Origin of the sequence: Kaistia terrae (genome assembly GCF_026344005.1) — a bacterium.
GTDB classification, from domain to species: Bacteria; Pseudomonadota; Alphaproteobacteria; order Rhizobiales; family Kaistiaceae; genus Kaistia; species Kaistia terrae.
This window is the reverse complement of record NZ_JAPKNH010000005.1, coordinates 153440-178369: the sequence shown is the minus strand read 5'-3', so window position 1 is coordinate 178369 and position 24930 is coordinate 153440. Positions and strand designations below refer to the sequence as shown.

The following is a 24930-nucleotide window of genomic DNA, read 5'->3' as shown; positions in this document are numbered from 1 at the left end:
TCATCGGAGAGGCCGCTTTCGTGAGCCAAATTGCCTTCCTCGGCGCGGTTGAACTCGGCCTCGTCTTCTCCTTCGTTGCGCTTGGCGTCTATCTCGCCTTCCGCATCCTCGACTTCCCGGATCTGACCGTCGACGGCTCGTTCCCGCTCGGCGCCGCGGTTGCCGCCGTGCTGATCATCGCCGGCTGGAACCCGTGGCTCGCTACCGCCGTCGCCATGGCGGCGGGTGCCGCCGCCGGCCTCGTCACCGCGACACTGAACGTCAAGTTCCGCATCCTGAACCTGCTCGCCTCGATCCTGACGATGATCGCGCTGTTCTCGGTCAATCTGCGCGTCATGGGCAAACCGAACGTAGCCCTGATCAACCAGGACACGATGCTGTCGCCGTTCTTCGGCCACGGCCTTTCCGAATTCTACGTCCGGCCGCTCTTCGTCGGCGTGCTGGTCGTCATCGCGGTATTCCTGGTCTGGCGCTTCCTCGCCAGCGATCTCGGCCTCGCCATGCGGGCGACCGGCGCCAATCCGCGCATGGCGCGGGCCCAGGGCGTCAAGACCAGCCTGCACATCTATCTCGGCATGGCGCTTTCCAACGCGCTCGTCGCGCTTGGCGGCTCGCTTTTCGCCCAGACCAACGGCTTCGCCGACGTGACCTCGGGCGTCGGCACCATCGTCGTCGGCCTCGCCGCCGTCATCATCGGCGAGACGCTGTTCCATTCGCGCCTGATCATCTGGGCGCTGATCGGCTGCGTCATCGGCTCGGTGCTCTACCGCATCGCCATCCAGCTGGCGCTTTCGAGTGACATCCTCGGCCTCAAGGCCTCGGACCTGAACCTCGTCACCGCCGTCCTCGTCGCAGGTGCGCTCATCCTGCCCCGCCTACGTCGCGGGAGGGCATCGGCATGATCGAGCTTTCCAATCTCTCCGTCGTCTTCGGACGCGGCACGCCGCTCGAAAAGCAGGCGCTCTCCGGCCTCGACCTCGCGATCGAGACGGGGTCTTTCGTCACCGTCATCGGCTCGAACGGTGCCGGCAAGTCGACCATGCTCGGCGTGCTGGCCGGCGACGTCATCCCGACCTCCGGCCGTGTCTCCATTGGTGGCCGCGATGTCACGCGCATCACTACCGCCGAGCGGGCGAAATACGTGGCACGCGTCTTCCAGGACCCGCTGACCGGCAGCTGCGGCGCGCTGACGATCCAGGAAAACCTGGCGCTCGCCGCCGCGCGCGGCAGCCGTCGCGGCTTCGGCCTCGCCATAGGCGGCAATCGTCGCGACGAATTCCGCTCGCGCGTCGCCGAACTGAAGCTCGGCCTCGAGAACCGGATGGACGATCGGATGGACCTGCTCTCCGGCGGCCAGCGTCAGGCGCTGTCGCTGGTGATGGCGACGCTGGCCGGCAGCGAGGTGCTGCTGCTCGACGAGCATACGGCGGCGCTCGATCCCGGCATGGCCGAGTTCGTGATGGAACTGACCCAGTCGCTAGTCGAGAAGCACAAGCTGACGACGCTGATGGTCACGCATTCAATGCGCCAGGCGCTCGATTACGGCACGCGCACGGTCATGCTGCATGGCGGCAAGGTCATCCTCGACGTGGTCGGCGACAACCGCAAGAACCTGACGATCGAGGATCTGATCGAGATGTTCCGCAAGGCCCGCGGCGGCCAGACCCTCGACGACGACGCGCTGCTGGTGAGCTGAGTCTGGCGAAACCGCAGCCACCCGCGCGGCGTCATCCTCGCGCAGGCGAGGACCCATTCAGCCGATTCCTGAGGAATTGCGAAGGACCATCCAACACCGCCCGAAAACTCCGCTGCATGGATAATCGGCTGCGCGAGGATGACGGCGGAGGTGGGGCGGCGGCCTCAGCGGGCCGCCCTGCTTTTGCCGGCTTCGCCGACGCAGCGCAGGCCGGTGGCGGCACCGATGCCCCAGAACAGCGAGCTGCAGTTCCGGCAGGTGCCGCAACCGCTCGGCGGGAGGGATACCGCGCTGTTCGTGGTGTGGGCCATGCCGAAAAAGTCTCCGTTCCGTTCAACGCGATTATCATCACGGGAACGGACAGGACTTCCAAGAAATGGAATTCCGGGCGTCGCACGATTCCGTAGAACAAGCGACGCCCGCAAGGCCCGAAACTGTTAAGCTGCCACCGCTTCGAACGTTTCGGGCGTGACCGGGCCGCCCGTCTCGATCGACTTATAGGCCGCCTCGACCAGCGCGAAGGTGTTGAGGTTGTCATGGCCGGACGTTGCCGGCGCGCTGTTGGCGTCGAGGCTGTCGAGCCAGTGGCGCTGGGTCGATACGACGCTATCCTGGATCAGCAGCCAAGGTTCGCCACCCCACGACAGCGGTTTTGGCGCGGCGATTTCGGTGAAGTTGCCATCCGGCGAGGTGACGACCAGCCGGCAATCTGCCTCGACCCGGATCGAGCCCTTGGTGCCTTCGAAATGGATCAGCGTCTGCGGGAACAGGTCGGGCGACTGGCGGCTGGCATAGCTGCATTCCGATACGCTGACGGCGCCATTGGCGTGGCGCATCATCACCGTCGCCTGGTCCTCGCCCTTGATGCCCTGCTTGATCGCCTGGTCGAGGCAATAGACCGTCGTGGCCTCGCCCATGAAGACGCGGGCCACATCCAGTACATGCACGCCGATATCGAGCAGCACGAAGCGCTCGACCTCGGCCAGATAGGGCTGGCCCTTATAGATGTCGTAGCCGGTGCGGAAGGCAAAGCGGCCCCAGGTCGGTTCGCCCAGCACGCCCGAACGGGCGATCTCGGCGGCGCGCAGCAGCGGCGCCTGGAAGCGGAAATTCTCATGCACCATCAGCGGCCGGCCGGCCCGGTCCATGGCCGAGACCAGCGCGCGGCAATCCTCCCAGTCGGGCGCCAGCGGCTTCTGCACGATCGCCGCCACGCCATGCCGGGCGCAGGCCTCGACCAGCGCCCGATGCGACGGCGCCGTCGTGACGATGTCGACGAAATCGGGCTTTTCCGTCGCCAGCATCTTTTCGAAATCGGTATAAAAGGCCGGCACGCCGAAATCGGCTGCCGCAGCCGCCGCCTTCTCGCCGTCGACATCGCAGACCGCCACGATTTTCGCGCGGTCGGCGAGTTCGCCCCAGGCATTCAGGTGATTGCGCGCGAAGAACCCGCACCCGACAAGGGCGCCCCTCCGAAGTGTCATCGTCTCTCTCCCTCGACTTGATCGGTCTGCGTCGGCGCGATCCGAAGATGCGCCGCGACCGGTCCCGTTGGCGCGTCGGACCGGCCCGCAGCTTCGCCTCAAGTCGAGCAGCCGGCCGCCCCAACGTCAAGCGGACGCGACCGAATTCCGGTAGAGAGATCCGGCCTCAGTCGCGAAAAAGATCGACCGAGAAGCGCTTCGAGATGCCGAGGCCGACGGTGTACTGGTTCTCGCTGCCGGCCGTCGCGACAATCGGTGAATCCTTGGCGTCGCCGACGAAACGATCGTAGCCGGCATCGGCGTTCAGGAACCAGTCCGGCTTGAACTCGTAGCGCGCTGATGCCTTGAGGCCGACCGAATAGATGCCGCCACCAGCATCATAGGCGGCGAGGTTGCCGCCGCTGGCGATGCTCTCGGCTTCAGAGACGTTGAAATAGGTGCTGGTGAAGCCGCTGGAGCCGAAATTGGCGCGCGGGCCCAGCTTCAGCTCGATCTGCTTGGTTGGCCGAACGATCCCATCGACGCCGAAGCTGCCGACGACGCCGCTGGCCTCGCCGAAGGCGCCGCGAACCTCGCCCAGCACTTCCGCGCCATAGACCTCGTCGAAGTTGAATTCGTAACCGGCCTTGACGCCCAGTTCATAAGTCGCGTCGAGTCCGCGCGTGCCGGCCAGGCCCGGCTCGTCGTTGGGGTCCCGCTCGCCGATGATGCGGAAGGACGGACCGAAGTTCAGCGCCGTCTTCGGGCCGCCGCCGAGTTCGAACACGCCCGGCAACCGGAAATACGACATCGAGACGATAGGATAGGGCGTGAACAGCAGGTCCTTCGAGCCGAGGAAGCTCGGTACAAACTTGCCGCCAGCGCCTAGCTCGATCACCAGGTCGACGTCGCCATAGGGCCGCTTCTCTGCGGCCTGAACGGAAAGGGTCGCGGCAAGGGTAAGGAACGAGGCAGCCAGCGTGCTGGCGGTCTGACGTCGCATCAAGGCAGGGTACTCCGGATCACTTACTCGGCGAAAAAAGGCCTGCTGGCCAGCGATCGCCGCCCGATGGGCTTGGTTAAGCACATATCACGAAAACTGCTGAACATTGCGTTACGAAGTGTCCGTCTCTGCACGATGCAACCGAAGGTCGGACGCCTTGCCGGAATGCGGACTTCCGTATCCAATGAGGTTCCCGCCGCAGATCGATTGGCCCAGCCATGCCTTCGACATCTCCGCCCTCCCCGCTTCATCGCATCGAGCAGGATTCGCTCGGCCCCGTCTCCGTCCCGGCCCACGCCTATTATGGCGCACAGACCGCCCGGGCGATGGAGAATTTCCGTATCTCCGGCACGCCGATCCGCCACTACCCGGAATTGATCCGCGCCCTGGCGACAGTCAAGCTGGCAGCCGCTCGCGCCAACCGGCATTTGGGCGATCTCCCGGATGAGAAATACGCGGCAATCGAGCAGGCCTGCCTGGAGATTCTGGACGGCAAGTTTGACGACCAGTTTCAACTCGACGTCTTTCAGGGCGGCGCCGGCACCTCGACCAACATGAACGCCAACGAGGTCATCGCCAATCGGGGCCTCGAGATCCTGGGCCACCCGCGCGGACATTACGGAGCGCTGCATCCCAACAACGACGTCAACCTCTCCCAGTCCACCAACGACGTCTATCCAACCGCGATCCGGCTGGCGTTGCTGATGAGCTATGGCAGCCTTTCCGCTGCGTTGGAGCAATTGGCGGCCGCCTTCGATGCGAAGGGGGCGGAATTCGCCCATATCCTCAAGCTCGGCCGCACGCAGATGCAGGACGCCGTGCCGATGACGCTGGGCCAGGAATTCCAGGCCTTCGCCGTCACGCTGCGCGAGGATGTACTGCGGCTGGAGGAAGCGTCGCGGCTGCTGCTGGAGGTCAATCTCGGCGGTACCGCTGTCGGCACCGGCATCACGGCCGACCCAGCCTATGCGGCGATCGTCGTGCAGGAGCTCGGCCGTCTGACCAACCGCCCCTTCGTCATGTCGCAGAACCTCATCGAGGCCTGCTGGGACACCGGCGCCTTTGTCTCTTTCTCCGCCACGCTGAAGCGCACGGCGGTAAAGCTTTCGAAGATTTCCAACGATCTGCGCCTGTTGTCGAGCGGTCCGCGCGGCGGCTTCGGCGAGATCAACCTGCCGCCACAGCAGCCGGGCTCCTCGATCATGCCCGGCAAGGTCAACCCGGTCATTCCCGAGGTGGTCAACCAGGTGGCGTTTCACGTGATCGGCGCCGACCTGACCGTGACGCTGGCGTCGGAAGCCGGCCAATTGCAGCTGAACGCCATGGAACCGGTGATCGTGTTCAGCCTGCTGCAGTCGCTGTCGCTGATGACCAACGCCATCCACACACTGACGGAAAAATGCGTCACCGGCATCACCGCCAACCCGGACACGTGCCGCAAGAACCTCGAGGCCAGCACAGCGCTCGCCACGGGGCTGGTGTCGCTGATCGGCTATGAGCGGGCCGCCCAGCTCGCCAAGGAGATTTTGGCGAGCGGCAAGACGTTGCGCGAGCTTCTGGTCGAAGATCCGCTCCTGTCCGAGGAGATGATCGACCAGGTGTTCGACCTCGACGCGCTGACGCGACCTTCGCGGCTTCGGCGGCGTCCACCTGTCACCAAGCCGTAGCCGAGCATTCCGTCAAGCCGGACGGACGATGCCCTTCTTGAGGATCAAATTGCCATATTGGCGGGTCTCGCCGGTCTGGACGATGGCATAACCGGCATTGGCGCGCTCATAGAAAGCGAAGCGCTCCAGCGAGTGAACCTTGTGCTCGGGCTCGTGCCTTTGAACGATCGCCTCGAACTCGTCGACGATCGGCTCGCGCTTGTCCGGATCGCCCACCACCTGCATCGAGATCGCGGCGACATCGTCATATTGATCCAGCGGCAGCAGCGACAGGATGGCGTCAAGTACCTGCGGCGCGGTGGCGGCATCGATGCGGATCAATTCCGGCCCAGCGCTAGTGCCCGGATAGTTGGCGTCGACGATGGTGATCTCGTCGCCATGGCCCATGGCGCGCAGCGTCCAGAGCAGATCCGGCGAGAGGATCGGCGAAAGTCCCTTGAGCATGTCTTGTCCTTCGATGAGATCAGTCTTGGCAATGGCTGCCGGTCTGAGGTGAGTGACCCGGCCCGCTCCAGACGATTGCGGCGTAGAAGCGGACCGGGCCTCGTCGCGATGTCCTAGAACGTCGCGCCGATCTGCCAGGGCACGAACTCGTTGTCGCCATAGCCGAGCAGTTCCGACTTGCTCTTGTCGCCGGAGGCAACTTCGAGGATCCGGTCAAAGATCTCCTGCCCCTTGGTCTCCAGAGACTTGCCGTCGAGCACGTCGCCGCCATTGATGTCCATGTCGTCGATCATCTTGGCGTAGATCTCGGAATTGGTGGCGATTTTGATCGAGGGCGTCGGCTTGCAGCCATAGGCCGAGCCGCGGCCGGTGGTGAAGCAGAGGATGTTGGCGCCGCCCGCCACCTGCCCCGTCGCCGAGACCGGGTCGTAGCCCGGCGTATCCATGAAGACAAAACCCTTCTCGGTCACCGGCTCGGCATAGCCATAGACGGCGGTGAGCGGCGAGGTGCCGCCCTTGGCAGCAGCACCCAGCGACTTCTCGAGAATGGTCGTCAAACCGCCCTGCTTGTTGCCGGGCGACGGATTGTTGTTCATCTCCATGAGGTTACGCTCGGCGTAATCCTCCCACCAATGGATGATGTTGACGAGCTTCTCGCCGACCTCGCGCGACACGGCGCGGCGGGTGAGCAGATGCTCGGCGCCATAGATCTCCGGCGTTTCCGAGAGGATCGCGGTGCCGCCATTGCGCACGAGAATATCGGCCGCGACGCCTAGCGCCGGGTTGGCGGTGATGCCGGAATAGCCGTCGGAGCCGCCACATTGCAGCGCCAGCATCAGTTCGCTCGCCGGCACCGTCTCGCGCTTCACGGCATTGACGATCGGCAGCATCGCCTTGACCGCCTCTACGCCGGCATCGACCGTCTTCCGCGTGCCGCCGACCTCCTGGATGGTCATGGTGCGGAACGTCTCGCTTTCCTCGACCTTGTAGGCATCCTTGAAGCGCGGGATCTGGAAGCCCTCGCAGCCGAGGCCGACCATCACCACACCGCCCATGTTCGGGTTTGTGGCATAGCCCCAGGTGGTGCGCTTCAGCGTGTCGAAGATGACGCCGCGATAGTCGATGACGCAGCCATTCGCCTGCTTGAGAGCGACGATGCCGTCAATGTTCGGATAGTCGTTGAGAATGCCGGAGCGCTCGATCTCGGTCGCGATGAAGCCGGCCACGGTCGTCGAGCAGTTCACCGAGGTGAGGATTCCGACATAGTTGCGCGTGCCGACCTTGCCATTGGCGCGCCGGAAGCCCTGGAATGTCGCCTGGAATTCCTTCGGCACGAACTGCGTCGGCACCACGCCCTCGCTGAAGGCGTAGTCACGCTCGAAGGCGCCATGTTCTTCACCGATGCCGCAATTATGCTCATGCACCCAGTCGCCGACCGGGATGTCGCTTTTGGCGAAGCCGATGATCTGGCCGAACTTGCGGATCGGTTCGCCCGAGGCAATCGGCCGGATTGCGAATTTGTGGCCGCGCGGCACGCGCCGGACGATGGTGACGCCCTGCGCCGTCGTTATGCCGACATCGAGATTGCCGAGCGCGACGGCGATGTTGTCTTCGCCATTGAGGAGAAGCGTGCGCGGCTGGGCCGGAATGGGGGCTGCCTCGTTCATGGTATCGATCCTATCGCGGCCACGTGGGCAGCCGCCGTTGCGCGGGTCTCAGGCTGAACGCCAGCCATCGCGGATGAGCGTGAAGCCGTCGCTGTAGACTTCGGTGGCGGCGGGGAAGAGGTCACGCCAGATTCGCGTCGCCGCCGCCAGCAGCGGCATCGACCGTCCGAACGCCTCGATGGTGATCCAGCCGTCATAGTCGGCCTGCTTCAACGCCTTGAAGGTACTGGCGAAATCGATATGCCCCTTGCCGGGCGTACCGCGATCGTTCTCCGAGACATGCACATGCGCCAGATGCGGCGCAATGGCGGCCACGGCGGCAATCGGATCCTTCTCTTCGATATTGGCGTGGAAGGTATCGTACATGCCAGCAACATTCGGGTGAGCGACCTCGGCGAGATAGCTCGCCAGATCGTGCATCGTGTTGACGAAATAGCATTCGAAGCGGTTGACCGCCTCCAGCACCAGCGTAATGCCCCTGGCGCGGGCCATGTCGCCGGCGTCGCGGTGAAAGGCGATGCCGCGTTGACGCTCTTCAGCGGTCGGCGCATCGCCGGAAAAGTGGCCAAGCGTCGAATGCAGGGGGCCGCCAACGACCTTGGCGCCAAGCGCTGCCGAGCAATCGAGGATCCACGCCATGTGGCGGCGCGCGGCTTCCTGCTGAGCTTCCTCGGCGCCGAGCGGATTCATCTCGGTCGCTGGGAACAGCGAAATCACGGTACGGTCGAGACCGAGCCGGTCAAGTTCGCGACCAAGCTCGGCGTAGTGATCCGGCGTACCTTCGAAGATCGGGATCTCGACGCCGTCATAGCCGCAACGTTTCAAATCCTCGAGGATCGGCCAGTGTCGCGGTTCGACATGCGCGGTCCAGAGCAGGAGATTGAAGCCGATCTTCATCGAGGTCTTCCTGGTTCTTGTCATGCAGGCCAACAGCGCGACGGTTCGCATCCGCGCCGTCGGAAGAGGCCGGTGGGCCAAGTCTGGTCCACCGGCCGCGACGATCAGTTGGTCGGCGGGACCGGCGGAGCCGCACCCTGCGGCAGCGGCTCTTCCAGCCACTTGCTGACCATCTCGGGCTTTGCGTCCCAGGGGGCGGCATCAGCCAGATTGTCCTTGGTGATCACCTGGCTCGGCGCGTAGTAGAACTGGCCCGGCTTGACCGAACCATCGATGACGCCGAGCAGCAGGCGCAGCGCATTGACCGAGGCAATCGAGGGCGGGTTGCTGCCGGTCAGGGTCATCTGGCCCTTCTCGATCAGTTCGACGCCATAGGGCGCGCCGTTATTGCCGCCGATCAGGATCTGGCCGGTCTTGCCGGCACGCTCGATGGCGATCGCGACACCCACGGCCATGTCGTCATTGGCGGCATAGATCGCCTTGACGTTCGGATGCGCCACGAGGATCTGCGAGGCCGCATCCATGGCCTTCTGGCGGTCCCAGTCGGCGGCGAGGTCGGCGACGCTGACGGCCTTGGAGCCGGACTTGGCGATGCCGTTCTTGAACGACTGCACGAAGGCTTCCGCGTCGCCGCGGCCGAGCTTGCCGGTGATGGTGGCGTATTCGCCCTCCGGCAGCAGCTTGCCGATCGCCTCGCCGACGGGCTCGCCGAACCGGTAGAGATCGACCTGCATGATGCCGGCCGAATCCGCCAGGATCGACTCGTCATAGCCATACTGGAAGAAGATCGGCACGCCGGCCTTCTTGGCCTGGGCGATGGCGGCCTTTTCCGACGACAGCGACACGGCGTAGATCAGGATGCCGTCGACGCCCTTGGTGATCGCGTCCTGGACGTTGGCAAGTTCCTGGGTCGGATCGTTATTGGCCGAATAGGTGATCAGCTTGACGCCGAGCTTGTCGGCGGCGGCCTGGGCCGCGTTCATGCCGAACTGGTAGTAAGGGTCCGGACCGCCGCGCATGAAGGCGATGGTCTTTTCCGCCGCCTGCGACAGGCTCGGCGCGATGACCGCCGCTCCCAGCGCCAGTACGGCGAGGGCTCTCCTCGTGATATTCATTGCTCGTCTCCTCCGTTGCAATGTCCCTGAAGCGGCGTGCCGGTTAGGCTTTTTTCTGCAGCAGGACCGCCGCCGTTATGATCAATCCCAGGACGGCGCTCTGGAAATTCGCACCGACGCCGAGAAGGTTCATGCTGTTGCTCACCAGCCCGAGCAGCAGGACGCCGCCCAGCGTGCCGATGACCGTTCCGCGTCCGCCGATCAGCGGCGTGCCGCCGATGACCACCGCCGCGATCGCGCGGAGCTCGTAGCCCGTGCCCATGCTGGGCAGGCCGGAATCGAGGACGCCGGTGAGGATGACGCCGGCGACGCCGACGAAAAGTCCGCTGAGCGCGTAGAGCGCGATCTTGATACGCCGGACCGGGATGCCGGAAAGCCGCGCCGCTTCTTCATTGCCGCCGATGGCGAAGGCATAGCGGCCGAGCGTCGTGAAGCGCAGGACCACGAACATGACGAGGATCGATGCGAACATGGCGTAGACCGGCCATGGCACGCCGAGGAAATCGCCAAGTCCGAACACGTCGAACAGCGCGCCGGTGCCGTTGATCGGGCTGCCGCCGGACATCAGGATGGCGACGCCTTGCAGGAAGGTCATCGTGCCGAGCGTGATGATGAAGGGCGTGGCGCGGTTGGTCGCGACCAGCATGCCGTTGATAGCGCCGATCACGCAACCGGCGACCACGCCGGCGAGAATGCCAAGCGCCACCGAACCGGTATGCATGATGGTGAGGGCCGTCGCGAGGCCGGCCACCGAAAGCGCCGCGCCGACCGACAGGTCCAGACCGCCGGCGATCAACAGAATGGTCTGGCCTGAGGCGACGATGCCAAGCGCCGAAACCTGGAACAGGATGTTCATCAGGTTGTTGACGGAAAGGAATCGCGGGTTGCCAATGGCCGTGACCACGACGATCAGCAGCAGTACGATCAGGAGCGTGTAACGGCCAAGATCCCGTCCTTGAAGACCGCCAAGCTTTCGGTTCGCCGGCTTGCCTGCCGTTGCGGTGGGAGAAGACATCAATTCACGCTCCGGGTGCTTTGGGTCTGGATGGCGGAGAGCAGTTGCTGCGGATCGAGCCGATCCGGCGACAACTCCTGCTCGATGCGGCCATCCCGAAGGACGAGGATTCGATCGGCCAGCGCGATCAGCTCTTCGAGGTCGGTCGACACGAAAACGATGGTCGCGCCCTTCGCGGCAAGGCCACGCAGATGGTCATGGATCTGGCGCTGGGATTCGACGTCGACGCCCTGCGTCGGCTCCTCGAGCACGAAGAGTTGGCCATCGGCGAAGATGGCGCGGCCGAGCAGTGCCTTGCGCTGGTTGCCACCGCTCAGGAACCGCACTTCGCGGCCTGGCGCGCGCGGATTGAGATCCAGCCGCTCCGACATCTCGGTCGCGACGTCGGTCTCCTTGGCGAGCTTCAGCCAGCCCAGATTCGAGAGCGATTTCAAGGCCGCGAGGGAGATGTTCTTGGCGATGGAAAGACTCATCACCAGGCCGCGACCACGCATGTCCTCGGGAATGAACAGCACGCCGCGAGCAATCGCCTCGCGGACGGCGCGCGGCGCATAGGGCTGGCCGCCCAGCGACATGCTGCCTGCCACGTGACGATGGTCGAGCCCACCAATGACGGCGGCGAGCGCGTTGGCGCCGCCACCGATCAACCCGGTGACGCCGACAATTTCGCCTTTGGTGACCGTGAGCGAAACATCGTCGAGACCGCCCGGGCTGGACACTGCGTCCATCACCAGGAAGGGTTCCGATTTGGGGCGCTCGCTTCGATGCGTCTCGACCGCGTCGAGCGTGCGGCCGACGATCATCGAGATTAGCCCGTCCTTGTCAGCGCTCCTGCCTTCGACCACGGCGACCTTGCGGCCGTTGCGGAGGATGGTGATACGGTCGGAGATCGCCAGCACCTCGTCGAGGTGATGCGAGACATAGACAACCGCCATGCCCTGCCTGGCGAGATCGCGGATCAGCCGAAACAGGAATTCGGCCTGCGCCTTGTTGAGCGCCGCCGTCGGCTCGTCAAGCAGCAGCACATGCGCCTTCTCGCGCACAGCCTTGGCGATGGCGACCTGCTGACGGTCGGCAATGTCGAGATCGCCGAGCCGCTGGTTGACCGGCAGATTGAGGCCGAGCCGGGCCAGAAGCTCGCTCGCCCGCGCCGCCATTGCCTTGTCGTCGAGAATGCCAAAACCTTTGCGGGGTTCGGCGCCGAGGAAGATATTGGCCGCGACCGAGAGATCCAGATGCAGTTCCGGATTCTGGTAGACGATGGCGATGCCAGCGGCGCGCCCTTCGGCCGGATTGAGCGCCTTGAACGCGGTGCCGCCGACAATGATCTGGCCGCTGTCGGGCGGTTGCGCGCCCGACAGGATCTTCATGAAGGTCGACTTGCCGGCGCCGTTCTTGCCGACCAGCCCATGGACCTCGCCCCGCGCAACCTCGAAGTCGACGTCATCAAGGGCGCGCTGACCAAGAAAGCTCTTGGTCACGCCCTGTACCTGGATTGCGAGCGGGGTATCGAGGGTCATTGCAGATCCGCCACTCAGCCCTGAACCGCTTCCCAGCGGCCCGACTTCGCCGAGGCCAGCACAGCGTCGGTGACGTAGTCGGTACGGAGCGCCTCGCGGAAAGTCGGCGCGGCCGGCGTGCCGGAAGCGAGACCGGCAAGAAAATCGGCGGCCTGATGGATGAAGGAATGCTCGTAGCCGATCTGCAGCCCGGGCACCCACCACTGGCTCATATAGGGGTGGTCACCATCGGTGATGTGGATCGAGCGCCAGCCGCGCAGATGCCCCTCGTCGCTGTAGTCGAAGTAGGACAGCCGGTGCAGGTCGTGCAGGTCCCAGGCGATGGAGCCCTTCTCGCCATTGATCTCCAGCGTATAGAGTGCCTTGTGGCCACGGGCGTAGCGGGTCGCCTCGAAGGTCGCGAGCGAGCCATTCTGGAAACGGGCAAGGAAGGCGCTGGCGTCGTCGATCTTGACCTCTTCGACCTTGCCGCTGACCGCATGCGCGCGCTGCTTGACGAAGGTTTCCGTCGCCGCCGTGACGCTGTCGATGCCGCCATTCAGCCAGAGCGCGGTATCGATGCAATGCGCCAGCAGATCGCCGGTGACGCCGCTGCCGGCGACGCTGGCATCGAGACGCCAGGTGCCCATGCCGCCCTGCGGCACGTCGGCCGAGATCGTCCAGTCCTGCAGGAACTTGGCGCGATAGTGGAAGATGCGGCCGAGCCGGCCCTCCTCGATCATCTGCTTGGCGAGCGTCACCGCCGGCACGCGGCGATAATTATACCAGACCATGTTGGCGACGCCGGCCGCCTCGACGGCCGCGACCATTTTCTCGGCCTCGGCGGCGTTGCGGCCGAGCGGCTTCTCGCACATCACCATCTTGCCGGCCTGGGCCGCCGCGATGGCGATCTCGGCATGGGTGTCGTTCGGGCTGGCGATATCGATCAGGTCGATATCTTTGCGCTCGATCAGCTTGCGCCAGTCGCTCTCGGAGCTTTCATAGCCCCAGTTCTCGGCGAAATCGGCGGCGCCCTTGGCGTTGCGCGTGGCGATCGCCTTCAGAACGGGCTCATACTCGCTGTTGAAGAACTGGCCAACCTGACGGAAGGCGTTGGAATGGGTGCGGCCCATGAAGCCGGCGCCGACCAGACCGATGTTCAGCTTTTTCTTGGTCATTTGGATGGATCCCTGAAACCGTTATTCGCGCCAGCCATGGGCGTCGCGCACCTTGATCATCGCGCCCAGAACGTCGTTCCAGGTCTGCTGCGCCGTCATCACGGAATTGGGGAACATGCAGCCGTCCCAGGCGATGTGGCGCATCTTCTTGGTGAGGTTGCCCGCGTCGTCGCGCAGCCAGTAGCCGGCATGCTTGGTGACATCGAGCTTGCCGTTCGGATCGGTGACCTGAACGTGGCGGCCAGTCTTCTCGTGGTCGCCGGAGCCGAAGACGGTGCCGTCGTTCTGGGCGACGTGGAAATCGTAGGTCCACGGACGCAGCGCGTCGGCGACCTTTTTGTAGGCCGCGTCGAGGACCGCGCGATCCTGCCAGTCATAGCCCTCGGGAAGCAGGCGGTCCTGCTCGGCGTTGTAGCCGAGCGTGAACAGCATCGAATGCGCCATGTCGGCCTGGTAGCCGACGATGCCGGGCATGCCGACCTCTTCGAGCAGGCGGACATTCTCGCGCCAGGACTGCATGCCGCCCCAGCAAATCTCGCCCTCGGCGACGAGGAACTCGCCGTGATCCTGCGCCGCCTTGCCGGCCTCGCGGAACGTTTCGGCGATGATCTTGGTGTTGCCGACGGGATCCTTGTCCCAATCGGCAACGCCCGTCGAGGAATCGATGCGGATGCCGCCGGTCGGGCGAATGCCGAATTCGCGCATCTGCTCACCAATCGCGGCAGCCTTGCGGACCTGCGAGACGAAACGCTTGCGATCGTCGGCCGAGCCCATGGCGGAACCGCCCCCGGCGCCACCCCAGATCGGCGCCACGAACGAGCCGACCTTGAGGCCGTAGCTAGCAATGTGGTCGACCATGCGCTTGACCTGATCGCGGTCGCTATCGATCGACAGATGCGGATCGGCAAGCCAGAGATCGATGCCGTCGAACTTCTGTCCGTCGACTTCCGCCTTGGAGGTCAGCTCCAACAGGGTATCCAGCGGGACGATCGGATCGCCGCCCTCCCCGCCCTTGCCGACGACGCCGGGCCACGCGGCGTTGTGCAGCTTCGGATAGTTGTTCGGATCCGCCATGGTGCTCTTCCTCCCTATCGGACTCGCCTTCTGTACGGCGACGGCCCTTCCTGCATGCCGGGGAAGCAACACACTCGCTGTACAGGCGCACTCCACCGCCGGCAGTCCCACCGGACTCCGTTCAGATTGCACCACATTGCGAGGGTCTCCTCCCCTGCGCGCCCCGGCCGCTACCTCTATTGACCGGAACGCAACGGCACTCTCTGTTATATTAGTGTAACGTGTCAAGCAGGCTTCAACGCCCGGTTGGGCACGCAGTCGAAGATTTAATTCTTGAATATTGTAGTATGGTTTTATCTGCCATATCGTTGATAACGATCAACTTCTTGCACGCTCAACCGGAAAGGCTCGGGGCTGCCGGCACGCACCACCCAAGGCGGCTCCGCTTGCGACGATGCACCAGACTAATATAACAGTAACGCAAGCTGGGTCGTTCGGCCGCGCAAGCGGCGCGGTCCGGCCTGATGCGCGGACCCGGCTCAGTCGAGCTGGCGCCGGCGATTTTGGTGGGAGGGTCTGAGCGGGTGGCCGAAGCGGCATTACTGCAATTGCAGCTGGTCAACCTCGACCGTAAGTCGCCCCTGCGCGACCAGATCTATCAGATCGTCCGCACGCTGATCATCATCGGTCAGTTACGGCCAGGCCAGTCCGTCAACGAGGTCGAGATTGCCGAGCAACTCGGTGTCTCGCGCACGCCGGTTCGCGAGGCGGTCAAGCGACTGAGCGATGAGGGGCTGATCAACGTCTATGCGCAGACGGGCACCTTCGTCGCGGCGATCTCGCGCGCCGCGCTGGAAGAGGCCTACATCATCCGCAACGCGCTCGAAGTCGAAAGTGTCCGCCGCGCCGCGACGCAGATCAGTGCGTTCCATCTCGAGCAGTTGGAAGACATTGTCGGCCAGCACCAGACGGCGATAGGCCGGAAGCGCTACACCGACGCCATCCGCCTCGACGACCAGTTCCATCGCTACATCGCCGAGATCAACAACCTCTCCATGCTCTGGCGCGCCGTGGATATCTCCAAGGCACAGATGGATCGCGGTCGCTACATGGCGCTGCCAAAGCCCGGATCTGGCGAGACAACCATCGCCCAGCATCAGGCTATCCTGGCGGCGCTTGCGGCGAAGGACGAGCAGCAGGCGATGGAAGCGATGCGGGTGCATCTCGACACCTCGCTGCGCAACACCCTCAGCCTGCTGGGCGACCTTCTCGATCCACCCGCCGCCTAGGTCGACGAAATCGAGTTTGCATCGAATGCGTCGCAAAGCGCTTCTGCGTCGCTGGGCCTATCCAGATCCCGCATGCCTTTCGGAACTGGATGTCCTAGGCTTGGCTAACCCAACCTCGCCTTGCCACCCCGAAAAGGAATTTCCATGACAGCGACCGTCTGGCGCGCCGATCCCCTCGTATGGGGAAGCGGGGCGCGCATGTTTGAAGTCTTCCTCGAGCCGACCTGCCCCTATTCCGTCAGGGCCTTCAACAAGCTCGACGAACTCCTGACGCTGGCTGGCGAGAACAACATCACCATCGCCATTCGCCTGCAATCGCAGCCCTGGCATTTATATTCGGGCGTGGTCGTTCGCTGCATCCTCGCGGCCTCGACACTTGAAGGCGGCAAGGAGACGGCCAAGAAGGTCATGGCCGCTGTCGCCGCGCATCGGGAGGCATTCGAGTTCACCCGTCATGCCGGCGGTCCGAACATGGATGTCACGCCCAACCAGCTCATCGAGCGCCTGGAAGGTTTCAGCGGCGTCCCGCTCAAGGAGGCTTTTGCCATTCCGGATCTCGACCGGGAGATCAAGTGGCATTGCAAATATGCGCGCCAGAACGGCATCCACGTCTCGCCGACATTCATGATCGACGGGCTTGTTCAGCCTGACCTGAGCAGCGGCGACGCGGTCGAGGCCTGGGCATCGCGCCTCTCGCCGGCCTGACGGCGGTTCTATTGATAGTCGGCCGATAGCCCTGCTTCGTCGCCACAGCCTCGCCGAAGAGGCGGACAACGAAGCCGCTCCGCTACCGGCCGGCGTTCAAGCTCGGAAAGCAACCGGTCAACGTACAGCTCGGCGCCTGGTACAGCGCCATTGCGCGAGAGCGCCCTACTCGCTTGCGAGCATGCCGCTGCTGGCTGTCAGTCTGGCGCGAACTGCAACTGAGACGCCCACACGTTGCGCTTGAGCGGGTTGTCATCGTCACCGACAGTGACCTTTCCGAAATGCATGTAATCCGGCGCAACTTCCCAGCCGCCCCATTGCCAACCGTGGTTCATGAAGATCCGGATGGCGCCTGAACTCTCGTTCAGCAGCCCGGATGCCGAGCGTGCGCGCTCGCCGTTCGAACCCTTGGGCCACCATCCTTTGGGATCGTGGTATGGGTTGGTCATCGGATTGACGTCGATGGCCAAGCCGTATGCATGCCAGCTGAATTCGTTCGGGTTGTCCTGTGCCGGCCGGCAATAGAAGCCGACCGTGTCGTTGCTGAGCGCATATTCCGCGACCGCGAAATCCTCGTAGGGTTGCATTCTCTCGATTGGAAATCGCGCCGCAAAGAGTTCCTGGAACGCCGCGGCGATCTCCTTGGCTACCCGGCGGTGAACGACGAGCAAGCCGTCATGGACGGCATTGTCATAGCCAAAGTGCTTGAGATGTATGGAGACGAGATCATCCAGCGGTACGGGGCAACCCTCATGCCAGGAGAGCCCGCTCATCTTCGCGCGCTGAGCGTCTGTGAGGACCTCAATGCGGGCTGTGAACGCAACCGACGGATCTGCCTCCGCCGCAGCGGGCAATGCCAGGCAAATCGCAACGAGCGAAAGCACACGCACGCTCATGGTCCGCAACCTCGGCGACGGATGATAAATCCACTCAAGCGCGCCAGACTTCGGGCATTTATTCTGCCTTCCGTGCGCGACATGCAAGGCTAACACTGGCCAACATGGATGGAAATACAAGCGCCCCCTGCGCCTGTCGCGGCGCGCCTGGGGGCATGGTGTTCAAAGATCGAGCAAAGAGCGCACTTAGCAAGAGGCCCCTGACCAAGCTCCTTTGCACCCAAAAAATTGCTAGCGACACGGCGTCTGACGGTAGTTCCGAGCGATCCGAGCTCGTTGGTGGCCAAGGCGGCCGAAGCGCCAGGCGCATCGCTACACTGGATTCACGCGATGGCGTGGCGCTGTTGTGCGCAAGCGCATCAGATTCTGCGATTCATTGAGGCGGTTCGAAGCCCATTACTTTCTCGCTCTTGTCGTGTTTCCTTGCGCCTAATGTGTTGGCGGTTGTCCTCGCGGCATCCTCCCGCATGACGGGCCCACCGTCCATTCCACAGATGGAGAAACAAGATGACTTCAGTTCGTATGAATAATGATCCCGTTGCAATCAACAGCCTGAACCCCGGCCCTAGCAGCCTTGCAATGGCCGCTGCGGCCAGGGCGATCAACGATATCGGCTATGATAACCTTCATCTCGATATCGATACGCTCAACGCAACCTGCTGGTGCTACATGGATCCAGTCGGCAAGCCCTCCTATACGCACGAGCTGATGCAGGACATCAGCCGGATGCAGACGGCCATCACCCAGACCTTCGCGAACCTGCCCGATCCGACCGCCAAGCCCTTCTCCTGGTTCGTCATGGCTTCCGCCGTACCCGGCATCTACAATCTGGGCGGCGATCTCGGCCATTTCGCGCAGCGCATTCGCAGTCGTGATCTGAAGGCCATGCGCCACTACGGCCATGTCGCCGTCGAGGCCATTCACCGCAATGCGGTGGCATTCGACGCGCCGGTCGTGACCATGGCGCTGGTGCAGGGCGATGCTCTGGGCGGTGGCTTCGAGCACGCTCTGTCGTTCGACCTGATCGTCGCCGAACGCAGCGCGAAGATGGGCCTGCCCGAAATCCTGTTCAACATGTTCCCCGGAATGGGCGCCTACAGCTTCTTGTCGCGGCGTATGTCGCGCGACAAGGCCGAAGCGCTGATCCTGTCGGGCCGTGTCCATACCGCCGAAGAACTGTATGAGATGGGTGTGGTGGATGTGCTGGCCGAGGACGGCCAGGGCCAGGCGGCCGTGCTCGACTACATTGCGCGTCACAACCGCAAGCACAACGCGCATCAGGCCCTCTACAAGGCTCGCCGGCGCGTCAACCCGGTTACCCTCGACGAACTCATCGACGTCGTCGACATCTGGGCGGAAGCGGCGCTGAACCTGACGGAAGCCGACCTTCGGAAGATGGACAGGCTCTGCTCGGCTCAGAACCGCCGCCTCGCAAACCTGCACACCAGCATGCCCGCGCTCGTGGCTGCCGAGTAGGTCCGATTGGCGATGCGCCCCCGGGCGCATCGCCAGCCGTCTTCGGTTACCCCAGACCAGCCTCGCGCGCCGAATAGACGCGCATGGCTTTCTGCGTCCGCCTCAGCTCCGCCCTGGCCAGCCGCGTGAATTCTTCGGCGCCAGCTTGCAGTTCTTCGCCGCGCAGCCCTCTCCAGGGCGCGCAAATGCTGCCGAGAGCGAGAGCGCCGATGTTTGCCGAGCTGCTCTGCAACGCATGGTCTTCACTGCGGAAGGACTCCAGGTCGCCGCGGGCAACACTTTTGACCAAGCTGTCGAGAATGATCTCGGCGTCGGCGAGATAATCCTCCATCAGTTCGCGCACGAATTCCGCGCTGCCGAGCCTCTGCAGTCTCTCCGTCGCCTTTTCGTCCAAGCTGGGAAGAGCTGTCGTACGAACCAGGGTGAGCCGCGGCGCTTCGCCAGGAACGAATTTGTCGGGCCCGTCACCAGCGATCCTGTCGATGGCAGCGAGCAGCGCGGCGGGTTCTACCGGCTTGATCAGGCAGTCATCCATGCCGGCCTCGCGCCAGCGATTGTCGTTCATGGCGGTGGCGTCGGCCGTCAGACCGACAATCGGAAGCCGGCGGTCGCCCGTGGCCATCATGCGGTAGAGCTTGGTGGCTTCGAGCCCGTCCGTGTCGGGCATGTTGAAGTCCATCAGCACGATGTCGAGCCGATCCGCCCTTTCCTCCAGCAGGTCGAGCGCCTGATCTCCCGTCTCCGCCAGCACGACGGAGTGACCCGCCGCCTCCAGGATACGGGAGAAGACGCGCTGGTTGATGCGATTGTCGTCCGCCAGCAGGATCCGGCGGGGCCGGCTCGGCCGAACCGGACGCGGTGTCGCGGGTTGGGCGAGCGATAGCGCAGGCGCGGCCAGCCGGCAGGCGATGGTCAAGGCGCCGCGCAGTTCCGCCTCCGTCGGGTGTTCCGAAAGCAGGCTGACGCAACGCTGCCGGATCGCGATACCAGGCAGCGTTGGGTCAGCCTGCGGCTGGATCACAACGACTTTCGACGAGGACCCGCTTGCGCCGGTGGACGCCAGCGGCAGGTTCTGGCTATCGGGATCGAACAGCAGGCGAACGGCGCTGGCGGCCTGCGAGGGGAACATGCGCGCCGGCCCAAGGCGCGGATCGGCGATCAGGGGCGTCACGCCGAGCGAGGAAAGTGTGCTCACCAGTCCCGCCAGCGGTGCGGGATCCCGGCAGACCAGCACGACACCGCGCTCGCGCCATGACTCGTCCGCCAATGGCTGTTCATCCAGCAGCGGCAAGGCGGCGATGTCGAAGCGGAAGGTACTGCCTTCACCCAGCACGCTTTCCACCGAGATCGAACCGCCCAGCAGTTCCACCAGTCGCCGCGCGATGGCCAGCCCAAGGCCGGTGCCGCCAAAGCGGTTCATGATGCTGGAATTGGCCTGGGTGAAGTCCTCGAAGATGCGCTCCTGGTCCTTCGGCGCGATGCCGATGCCGGTATCGGTGACCTCCATGATCAGACGAAGGCTGCCGTCCTCCTCCAGGTGGCCGTCGACCGCGATGCTCACGCCGCCCTCGCGCGTGAACTTCACGGCGTTGCCGACCAGATTGACCAGGATCTCGTGCAGGTGCTGCCGGCTGCCGAAGAGGTGCAGCGGCGTGCGCGGCGTGACGTAGATGCCGAAAGTCAGCCCCCGTTCGCGCACCTGGCTTTCGACCAGTCGGCGCGCATCGACGAGCAGCGCAAGCAGGTCGACCGCTCCGTTCGACACCGGCATGCGCCCCGCCTCGATACGGGAGAGGTCGAGAAGACTGTTGATCAGCGACTGGAGCGAGCGGGTCGCGACATCCACCGTCTCGACCATATCGCGCTGCTCGGCGCCGAGCGGCGTGCCGCGAAGCAGCCCCGTCATGCCGACGATAGCGGTAAGCGGCGTGCGCAGTTCGTGGCTGACACTCGCGAGGAACAGGCTCTTGGCCTGGCTGGCCTCCTCGGCGGCCTGGGTCGCCAGCGAGAGCTTGCGGATCAGCGTGCCGGCATAGGCGGGCAGGATGACGAGCCCTCCGAGCAATCCGACAGAGAGATGCCAGCGCTCGAACCAGAACGGCGTCGTCAGGACCACGACGCCGAAACAGACGGTCGCGACAGGGATGGCGATGGCGAGCGAGGTCAGGCCGAACCGGAAGCCGTTACCGAAGATGACCCAGAGGTAGATTGGGAAGAAAAGCGCGGCGACGCCACCGCCCAGATGCAATTGCCAGGAGAGAAAGCCGCAATCCATCAACAGCGCGAAGATGCGCCTGCCGCGCGAACTGCCCGGATACAGCAGGATATGTCCAAGCACGCCCAACGCCAGGAAGAAGTAAAGCGCCATCACGTCCAGGGAATAATCCATGGCATCGCTGCTGCGGTTTACGAGCAGCACGATGACGATGATGATGGCGAAGACGAGCCGGTTAAAGCTCATCTCGTGCTCGCTGTCAGGTCGGCCCCGCAATCGTGCAGCCATCCAGCGGAACGGTGCGGCCAACGCCTGGAGCACCCTAGCCGGCGCTCGCATGCTCATTCTCCGTCGAGCCCGGCGCGGGCCCGGAGTTTACGCTGACATACTGCATCATCCAGACGGCGAATGCATCGGCCGGGATCGGCCGGCTGAAATAGTACCCCTGCACCTCGTCACACCCCTCGAGGCGCAGAAGCGAAAGCTGGTGCTCTGCCTCGACACCTTCGGCGAGGACCTGGAGATGCAGGATATGGCCGAGGTCGATAATGGTCCGCACGATCGCCAGCGCGCTGGGATCGCTTCCCAAATCCTGCACGAAGGAACGATCGATCTTCAGCCGGTGCAGTGGGAAGCTGCGCAGATAGCTGAGCGAGGAATAGCCGGTACCGAAATCGTCCACCGACAGGGTGACGCCGAGCGACCGCAGCACATTCATCTGCTTGACGATCTGCTCGTCATGGCCGAGCAGAATGCCTTCCGTCAGTTCCAGCTCCAGCGAGGTTGGCCGCATGCCGCTGGCCCGCAGGGCATCCTTGACCAGGCTTTCCACGCCCTGACGCTTGAACTGGATGGGCGACATGTTGACCGCGACGCGCAGGTCGCCAAGGCCGGAGGCCTCCCAGGCCGCGCCCTGGCGGCAGGCCTCGTTCAGGACCCATTCGTTGATGGGCAGGATCAGGCCCGTCTCCTCTGCTAGTCCCAGGAAGGAGCCGGGGGCCAGCAGACCGCGCTGCGGGTGCTGCCAGCGCAATAGCGCCTCGACGCCGACGACCTTCTGGGTGCGCAGATCGATCTGCGGCTGGTAGTGGAGCACGAATTCCCGACGCGAAAGCGCGCCGCGCAGCTCGGTTTCGAGGTGCGCCGTCTGGGATGCGCGCGGGCGCATATCAGCCGCGAAGAAGCGCCATGTGCCGCCGCCCAGGGATTTGGCGAGATACATCGCCTGATCCGAATTCTTCAGCAGTTCGTCCGGGTCCGTCCCGTCGAGGGGGGCCAGGGTGACGCCGATGCTGGCGCCGATGTTGAGGGAAAGCGGACTGTTTTCTTCGCTATTGAGCAAATCGAGAATCGACTGGGCCAGACGACCGGCATCATCCGGCCCGTCGATGTCGGGCTGAAGAATGGCGAATTCGTCACCGCCAAGTCGCGCCACGGTGTGGTTGTCACCGACCAGTTCCGTCAGCGCTTCGGCGACACGCTGCAGCAGTTCGTCACCCCGGTGATGGCCGTGCGCATCATTGACGGCCTTGAAGCGGTCGAGATCGATGAAATGCAGGGCAAAATTCTGGTCGCCGCGCCGGCCGCGCGCCAGTTCGCGCCGCAAATGGTCGCGCAGCATCAGGCGGTTCGGCAGGCCGGTGAGCGGATCATGGTTGACGATATGAAGCAGGCGTCGCTCGGCGTGGCGCTGCTCGGTGATGTCGATCGATGTCGAGAGAACGCTCGCGATCTCTCCCATCCCATCATAGAGCGGAGCCTTGCTCGTCAGGTAGATCCGATGCTCGCCATTGGGTGCCCAGACATCCTCCTGGCGGGAAGAGATCGAGCGACCCGTCTTGAGCACCAGTTGGTCGAGCCGACGGCTGATATGAGCCCGCTCCTCGCCCAGAAGCGCCTCGATGGGCTGGCCGACCAGGTCCCCAGGTACCTTGCCGAAAAAGGCGGCCTGATGGGCGTTGACGAAGACGCAACGTCCATCGCGGTCGGTAGCATTGATCATGGCCGGGACCGTGTCGATGACCTGGGCCAGCGCCTCGCGGCTTTCCCGCAGCAGTTGCTCCTTGATGTTCAGGTTCGACTCCAGCTGGTCTGCCCGCTTGGCGATGAGCAGTTGCTGGGCCCGGAGCTTCAGGAGATTCTTGGCTCGCGCCAGGAATTCGACATGGTCCACCGGGCTGAGCAGGAAATCCGTCGCGCCAGCCTCGAGCGCGGTGACCCTAAACTCCTGATCACTATAAGCCGTGATGACGATGACCGGGACGTCCCAGTTGCGGGCATCCTCCCGGATGGCCGCAGCGAGAGCCGCGCCTGACATCGCGGGCATCTTGTAGTCGGTGATGATCAGATCAACCGTGTTCTCGGCCAGCCACTCAAGCGCCTTCCGAGGATTTCCGAACGTACGGATGTCCGGATCCGACTCCAGCTGCCTCGCCAGCTTCGAATAGATGCGCTGATTGGTCGAGCTGTCGTCGACAATGACTATCTTGGGCATCGGTGCTGGCGCCTTAGAAACACAGAAGGCCTCTTACGGTAGCATTGGCACGTGAACGTCAACAACCGCGCTGCACCAGAGTTGTTGGAAACGGCGGACGAGTGTGATCGATATCGACTTTATGTGTGTACGCCGACGTTTCGACAAGCGGTAGCCTGCCTTCTCGATCTAGTCGCTATTTATGCGCTGATAAATTGAACGAGACGCCCGACACCGGGCTATATCGAGGATTCTGGCACGATTCCGCGGCCAGGCCTTTCCACAGCTCGTATCTAAAGTTTCAGTTCGGCGAGCGCGCGAATGAAGGGTTCTGACGAGGCCTGGATGGGACCATCGAACGGCTTGGCCATGTCGAGGATCAGGAGGATCGCTCCGGCTAGCAACATGGATGCAACGACGAAGCTGGTCATCACGACCGCGTTCTTCGGGGCGCGATAGCCGAAGCTTGCCATCGTCATGCTGAGCCAAAGAACCAGCGACACGACCAATGGAAAGGGGACGGAGCCTTCCGTTCGATCGACGAGTCCCCAACGGGAGCGCAACAGCGTGTTGACCTGCGCCTTCGCCTGCTCGCGCCCCGATATCATCTCCGGGTCGCTCGGCCGGAGCGCCGCCAGCTTAACGCCGATGTCGCGAAGTGTCGCCTCCGCAGACTTGTTTTCGGCGGGCAATGCGGGCCTCTCGACACCGCGTGAACCCACGATAACCGTGACATAGCTTAGGAGTTCGGCCCGGGCCGGATCGCCGTCGGGACCAAGGCCGCGCAAGGCTCTGTCGAGCAGGATGATTTCGGTCGCGTAGGCATGGACCGCCTTGTCGACCTCCGCGAAATTGCTGCTTGCTGAACTGACCATGAGGCCAAGCACCAGCGAACTCAGCATGACGAAGATGTTGGCGACGAGCCGGACCGTGTCGAGGGTCTTGTCATCGCGATGGTGCGCCGGCAGGCGGTCATAAACCAAGAGGGTGCCCAGCGATGCGGCGCTGAGGCAAAGAAAGGTCAGGAGCGCCACCGTTGTCTCATAGGACAGCCCGAACGCAGCCTGCACGTGTGCCTCCCCGGCAGTCGTTTTCCGCGTGAGCCTAGCAGTCGCGCAACCGCGGCGGAAGCGCTCCTTCACCTAGGGGCAACATGGATATGAACGGCCGGCCGCGACGCTTTCCTCGCACTCCGGGCGGCGCCCTCGCGGCACCGCC

21 protein-coding genes are annotated in these 24930 nt (G+C 63.9%); 7 read left to right on the top strand and 14 right to left on the bottom strand.

The features are described 5' to 3' along the window. Positions 1 to 20 precede the first annotated feature (20 nt). From OSH12_RS15920 to OSH12_RS15910, 3 genes are all read left to right on the top strand, one after another. The gene (locus tag OSH12_RS15920; protein WP_266344571.1) at positions 21 to 902 is read left to right on the top strand and encodes an ABC transporter permease; all 882 of its coding nucleotides are present in this window, start codon (positions 21 to 23) and stop codon (positions 900 to 902) included. Further along, complete coding sequence (locus OSH12_RS15915; protein ID WP_266344570.1) at positions 899 to 1696, top strand: ABC transporter ATP-binding protein; 798 nt, start codon at positions 899 to 901, stop codon at positions 1694 to 1696. The genes OSH12_RS15920 and OSH12_RS15915 overlap by 4 nt, the downstream gene beginning before the upstream one ends. Positions 1697 to 1812: 116 nt before the next feature. Continuing rightward, a complete protein-coding gene (locus OSH12_RS15910) occupies positions 1813 to 2103 on the top strand; it encodes a hypothetical protein (RefSeq protein WP_266344569.1) in 291 nt (96 codons plus the stop codon). Positions 2104 to 2133: 30 nt separating this feature from the next. Here the strand turns inward: OSH12_RS15910 and OSH12_RS15905 are convergent, their stop codons facing one another. Together OSH12_RS15905 and OSH12_RS15900 are read right to left on the bottom strand one after the other, a co-directional pair. Further along, positions 2134 to 3180 carry a Gfo/Idh/MocA family protein gene (locus OSH12_RS15905; protein ID WP_266344568.1) on the bottom strand — a complete coding sequence of 349 codons (1047 nt, stop codon included), beginning with the start codon at positions 3178 to 3180 and terminating at the stop codon, positions 2134 to 2136. Positions 3181 to 3346: 166 nt separating this feature from the next. Beyond that, positions 3347 to 4162: a MipA/OmpV family protein gene (locus OSH12_RS15900; RefSeq protein ID WP_266344567.1), complete on the bottom strand. Its 816-nt coding sequence runs from the start codon at positions 4160 to 4162 to the stop codon at positions 3347 to 3349. Positions 4163 to 4380: 218 nt separating this feature from the next. Between OSH12_RS15900 and OSH12_RS15895 the strand changes: the two genes are divergently transcribed. Beyond that, entirely contained in the window at positions 4381 to 5829 is a 1449-nt protein-coding gene (locus OSH12_RS15895; RefSeq protein ID WP_266344566.1) for an aspartate ammonia-lyase, read from the top strand. 12 nt (positions 5830 to 5841) lie between these two features. Here OSH12_RS15895 and OSH12_RS15890 read toward each other — a convergent pair whose 3' ends face one another. From OSH12_RS15890 to OSH12_RS15855, 8 genes are all read right to left on the bottom strand, one after another. Continuing rightward, the gene (locus OSH12_RS15890) at positions 5842 to 6273 is read right to left on the bottom strand and encodes an RbsD/FucU family protein (RefSeq protein ID WP_266344565.1); all 432 of its coding nucleotides are present in this window, start codon (positions 6271 to 6273) and stop codon (positions 5842 to 5844) included. A 113-nt stretch (positions 6274 to 6386) separates the two neighbouring features. Beyond that, positions 6387 to 7940 (bottom strand): UxaA family hydrolase, encoded by a 1554-nt coding sequence (locus OSH12_RS15885; protein ID WP_266344564.1) that lies wholly within the window; start codon positions 7938 to 7940, stop codon positions 6387 to 6389. Positions 7941 to 7988: 48 nt separating this feature from the next. Beyond that, positions 7989 to 8837, bottom strand: coding sequence for a sugar phosphate isomerase/epimerase family protein (locus tag OSH12_RS15880; protein ID WP_266344563.1), 849 nt, complete (start codon positions 8835 to 8837; stop codon positions 7989 to 7991). Between the two features lie 104 nt (positions 8838 to 8941). Continuing rightward, on the bottom strand, positions 8942 to 9952 hold the full coding sequence (locus tag OSH12_RS15875) for a sugar ABC transporter substrate-binding protein (protein WP_266344562.1): 1011 nt from the start codon (positions 9950 to 9952) through the stop codon (positions 8942 to 8944). Positions 9953 to 9995: 43 nt separating this feature from the next. Next, on the bottom strand, positions 9996 to 10967 hold the full coding sequence (locus tag OSH12_RS15870; protein ID WP_266344561.1) for an ABC transporter permease: 972 nt from the start codon (positions 10965 to 10967) through the stop codon (positions 9996 to 9998). Continuing rightward, positions 10967 to 12487, bottom strand: a complete 1521-nt coding sequence (locus OSH12_RS15865; RefSeq protein WP_266344560.1) for a sugar ABC transporter ATP-binding protein — start codon at positions 12485 to 12487, stop codon at positions 10967 to 10969. The genes OSH12_RS15870 and OSH12_RS15865 overlap by 1 nt, the downstream gene beginning before the upstream one ends. 14 nt (positions 12488 to 12501) lie before the next feature. Next, positions 12502 to 13644: a Gfo/Idh/MocA family protein gene (locus OSH12_RS15860; protein ID WP_266344559.1), complete on the bottom strand. Its 1143-nt coding sequence runs from the start codon at positions 13642 to 13644 to the stop codon at positions 12502 to 12504. Between the two features lie 21 nt (positions 13645 to 13665). Beyond that, positions 13666 to 14718 carry a sugar phosphate isomerase/epimerase family protein gene (locus OSH12_RS15855; protein ID WP_266344558.1) on the bottom strand — a complete coding sequence of 351 codons (1053 nt, stop codon included), beginning with the start codon at positions 14716 to 14718 and terminating at the stop codon, positions 13666 to 13668. Between the two features lie 542 nt (positions 14719 to 15260). Here OSH12_RS15855 and OSH12_RS15850 point away from each other — a divergent pair. Both OSH12_RS15850 and OSH12_RS15845 read left to right on the top strand, forming a co-directional pair. Continuing rightward, a complete protein-coding gene (locus tag OSH12_RS15850; RefSeq protein WP_380225454.1) occupies positions 15261 to 15947 on the top strand; it encodes a GntR family transcriptional regulator in 687 nt (228 codons plus the stop codon). 144 nt (positions 15948 to 16091) lie between these two features. Then, positions 16092 to 16652 (top strand): DsbA family protein, encoded by a 561-nt coding sequence (locus OSH12_RS15845; RefSeq protein WP_266344556.1) that lies wholly within the window; start codon positions 16092 to 16094, stop codon positions 16650 to 16652. A gap of 197 nt (positions 16653 to 16849) precedes the next feature. Here OSH12_RS15845 and OSH12_RS15840 read toward each other — a convergent pair whose 3' ends face one another. Then, positions 16850 to 17548, bottom strand: coding sequence for a M15 family metallopeptidase (locus OSH12_RS15840; RefSeq protein WP_266344555.1), 699 nt, complete (start codon positions 17546 to 17548; stop codon positions 16850 to 16852). A 507-nt stretch (positions 17549 to 18055) separates the two neighbouring features. Here OSH12_RS15840 and OSH12_RS15835 point away from each other — a divergent pair. After that, positions 18056 to 19024, top strand: a complete 969-nt coding sequence (locus OSH12_RS15835; protein WP_266344554.1) for a crotonase/enoyl-CoA hydratase family protein — start codon at positions 18056 to 18058, stop codon at positions 19022 to 19024. Between the two features lie 46 nt (positions 19025 to 19070). Here the strand turns inward: OSH12_RS15835 and OSH12_RS15830 are convergent, their stop codons facing one another. The 3 genes from OSH12_RS15830 to OSH12_RS15820 all read right to left on the bottom strand — a co-directional run bounded on the left by OSH12_RS15830 (position 19071) and on the right by OSH12_RS15820 (position 24854). After that, the gene (locus OSH12_RS15830; protein ID WP_266344553.1) at positions 19071 to 21578 is read right to left on the bottom strand and encodes a sensor histidine kinase; all 2508 of its coding nucleotides are present in this window, start codon (positions 21576 to 21578) and stop codon (positions 19071 to 19073) included. Continuing rightward, positions 21562 to 23733: an EAL domain-containing response regulator gene (locus tag OSH12_RS15825; protein ID WP_266344552.1), complete on the bottom strand. Its 2172-nt coding sequence runs from the start codon at positions 23731 to 23733 to the stop codon at positions 21562 to 21564. The genes OSH12_RS15830 and OSH12_RS15825 overlap by 17 nt, the downstream gene beginning before the upstream one ends. 272 nt (positions 23734 to 24005) lie before the next feature. Then, complete coding sequence (locus OSH12_RS15820; RefSeq protein WP_266344551.1) at positions 24006 to 24854, bottom strand: bestrophin-like domain; 849 nt, start codon at positions 24852 to 24854, stop codon at positions 24006 to 24008. Positions 24855 to 24930 lie beyond the last annotated feature (76 nt).

Bases quoted from the DNA above. Each gene is read 5' to 3' on its own strand.
- OSH12_RS15915 (WP_266344570.1), top strand. From the start codon at position 899: ATGATCGAGCTTTCCAATCTCTCCGTCGTCTTCGGACGCGGCACGCCG.
- OSH12_RS15910 (WP_266344569.1), top strand. From the start codon at position 1,813: ATGGATAATCGGCTGCGCGAGGATGACGGCGGAGGTGGGGCGGCGGCC.
- OSH12_RS15905 (WP_266344568.1), bottom strand. From the start codon at position 3,180: ATGACACTTCGGAGGGGCGCCCTTGTCGGGTGCGGGTTCTTCGCGCGC.
- OSH12_RS15900 (WP_266344567.1), bottom strand. From the start codon at position 4,162: ATGCGACGTCAGACCGCCAGCACGCTGGCTGCCTCGTTCCTTACCCTT.
- OSH12_RS15895 (WP_266344566.1), top strand. From the start codon at position 4,381: ATGCCTTCGACATCTCCGCCCTCCCCGCTTCATCGCATCGAGCAGGAT.
- OSH12_RS15890 (WP_266344565.1), bottom strand. From the start codon at position 6,273: ATGCTCAAGGGACTTTCGCCGATCCTCTCGCCGGATCTGCTCTGGACG.
- OSH12_RS15885 (WP_266344564.1), bottom strand. From the start codon at position 7,940: ATGAACGAGGCAGCCCCCATTCCGGCCCAGCCGCGCACGCTTCTCCTC.
- OSH12_RS15880 (WP_266344563.1), bottom strand. From the start codon at position 8,837: ATGAAGATCGGCTTCAATCTCCTGCTCTGGACCGCGCATGTCGAACCG.
- OSH12_RS15875 (WP_266344562.1), bottom strand. From the start codon at position 9,952: ATGAATATCACGAGGAGAGCCCTCGCCGTACTGGCGCTGGGAGCGGCG.
- OSH12_RS15870 (WP_266344561.1), bottom strand. From the start codon at position 10,967: ATGTCTTCTCCCACCGCAACGGCAGGCAAGCCGGCGAACCGAAAGCTT.
- OSH12_RS15865 (WP_266344560.1), bottom strand. From the start codon at position 12,487: ATGACCCTCGATACCCCGCTCGCAATCCAGGTACAGGGCGTGACCAAG.
- OSH12_RS15860 (WP_266344559.1), bottom strand. From the start codon at position 13,644: ATGACCAAGAAAAAGCTGAACATCGGTCTGGTCGGCGCCGGCTTCATG.
- OSH12_RS15855 (WP_266344558.1), bottom strand. From the start codon at position 14,718: ATGGCGGATCCGAACAACTATCCGAAGCTGCACAACGCCGCGTGGCCC.
- OSH12_RS15845 (WP_266344556.1), top strand. From the start codon at position 16,092: ATGACAGCGACCGTCTGGCGCGCCGATCCCCTCGTATGGGGAAGCGGG.
- OSH12_RS15840 (WP_266344555.1), bottom strand. From the start codon at position 17,548: ATGAGCGTGCGTGTGCTTTCGCTCGTTGCGATTTGCCTGGCATTGCCC.
- OSH12_RS15835 (WP_266344554.1), top strand. From the start codon at position 18,056: ATGACTTCAGTTCGTATGAATAATGATCCCGTTGCAATCAACAGCCTG.
- OSH12_RS15830 (WP_266344553.1), bottom strand. From the start codon at position 21,578: ATGCGAGCGCCGGCTAGGGTGCTCCAGGCGTTGGCCGCACCGTTCCGC.
- OSH12_RS15825 (WP_266344552.1), bottom strand. From the start codon at position 23,733: ATGCCCAAGATAGTCATTGTCGACGACAGCTCGACCAATCAGCGCATC.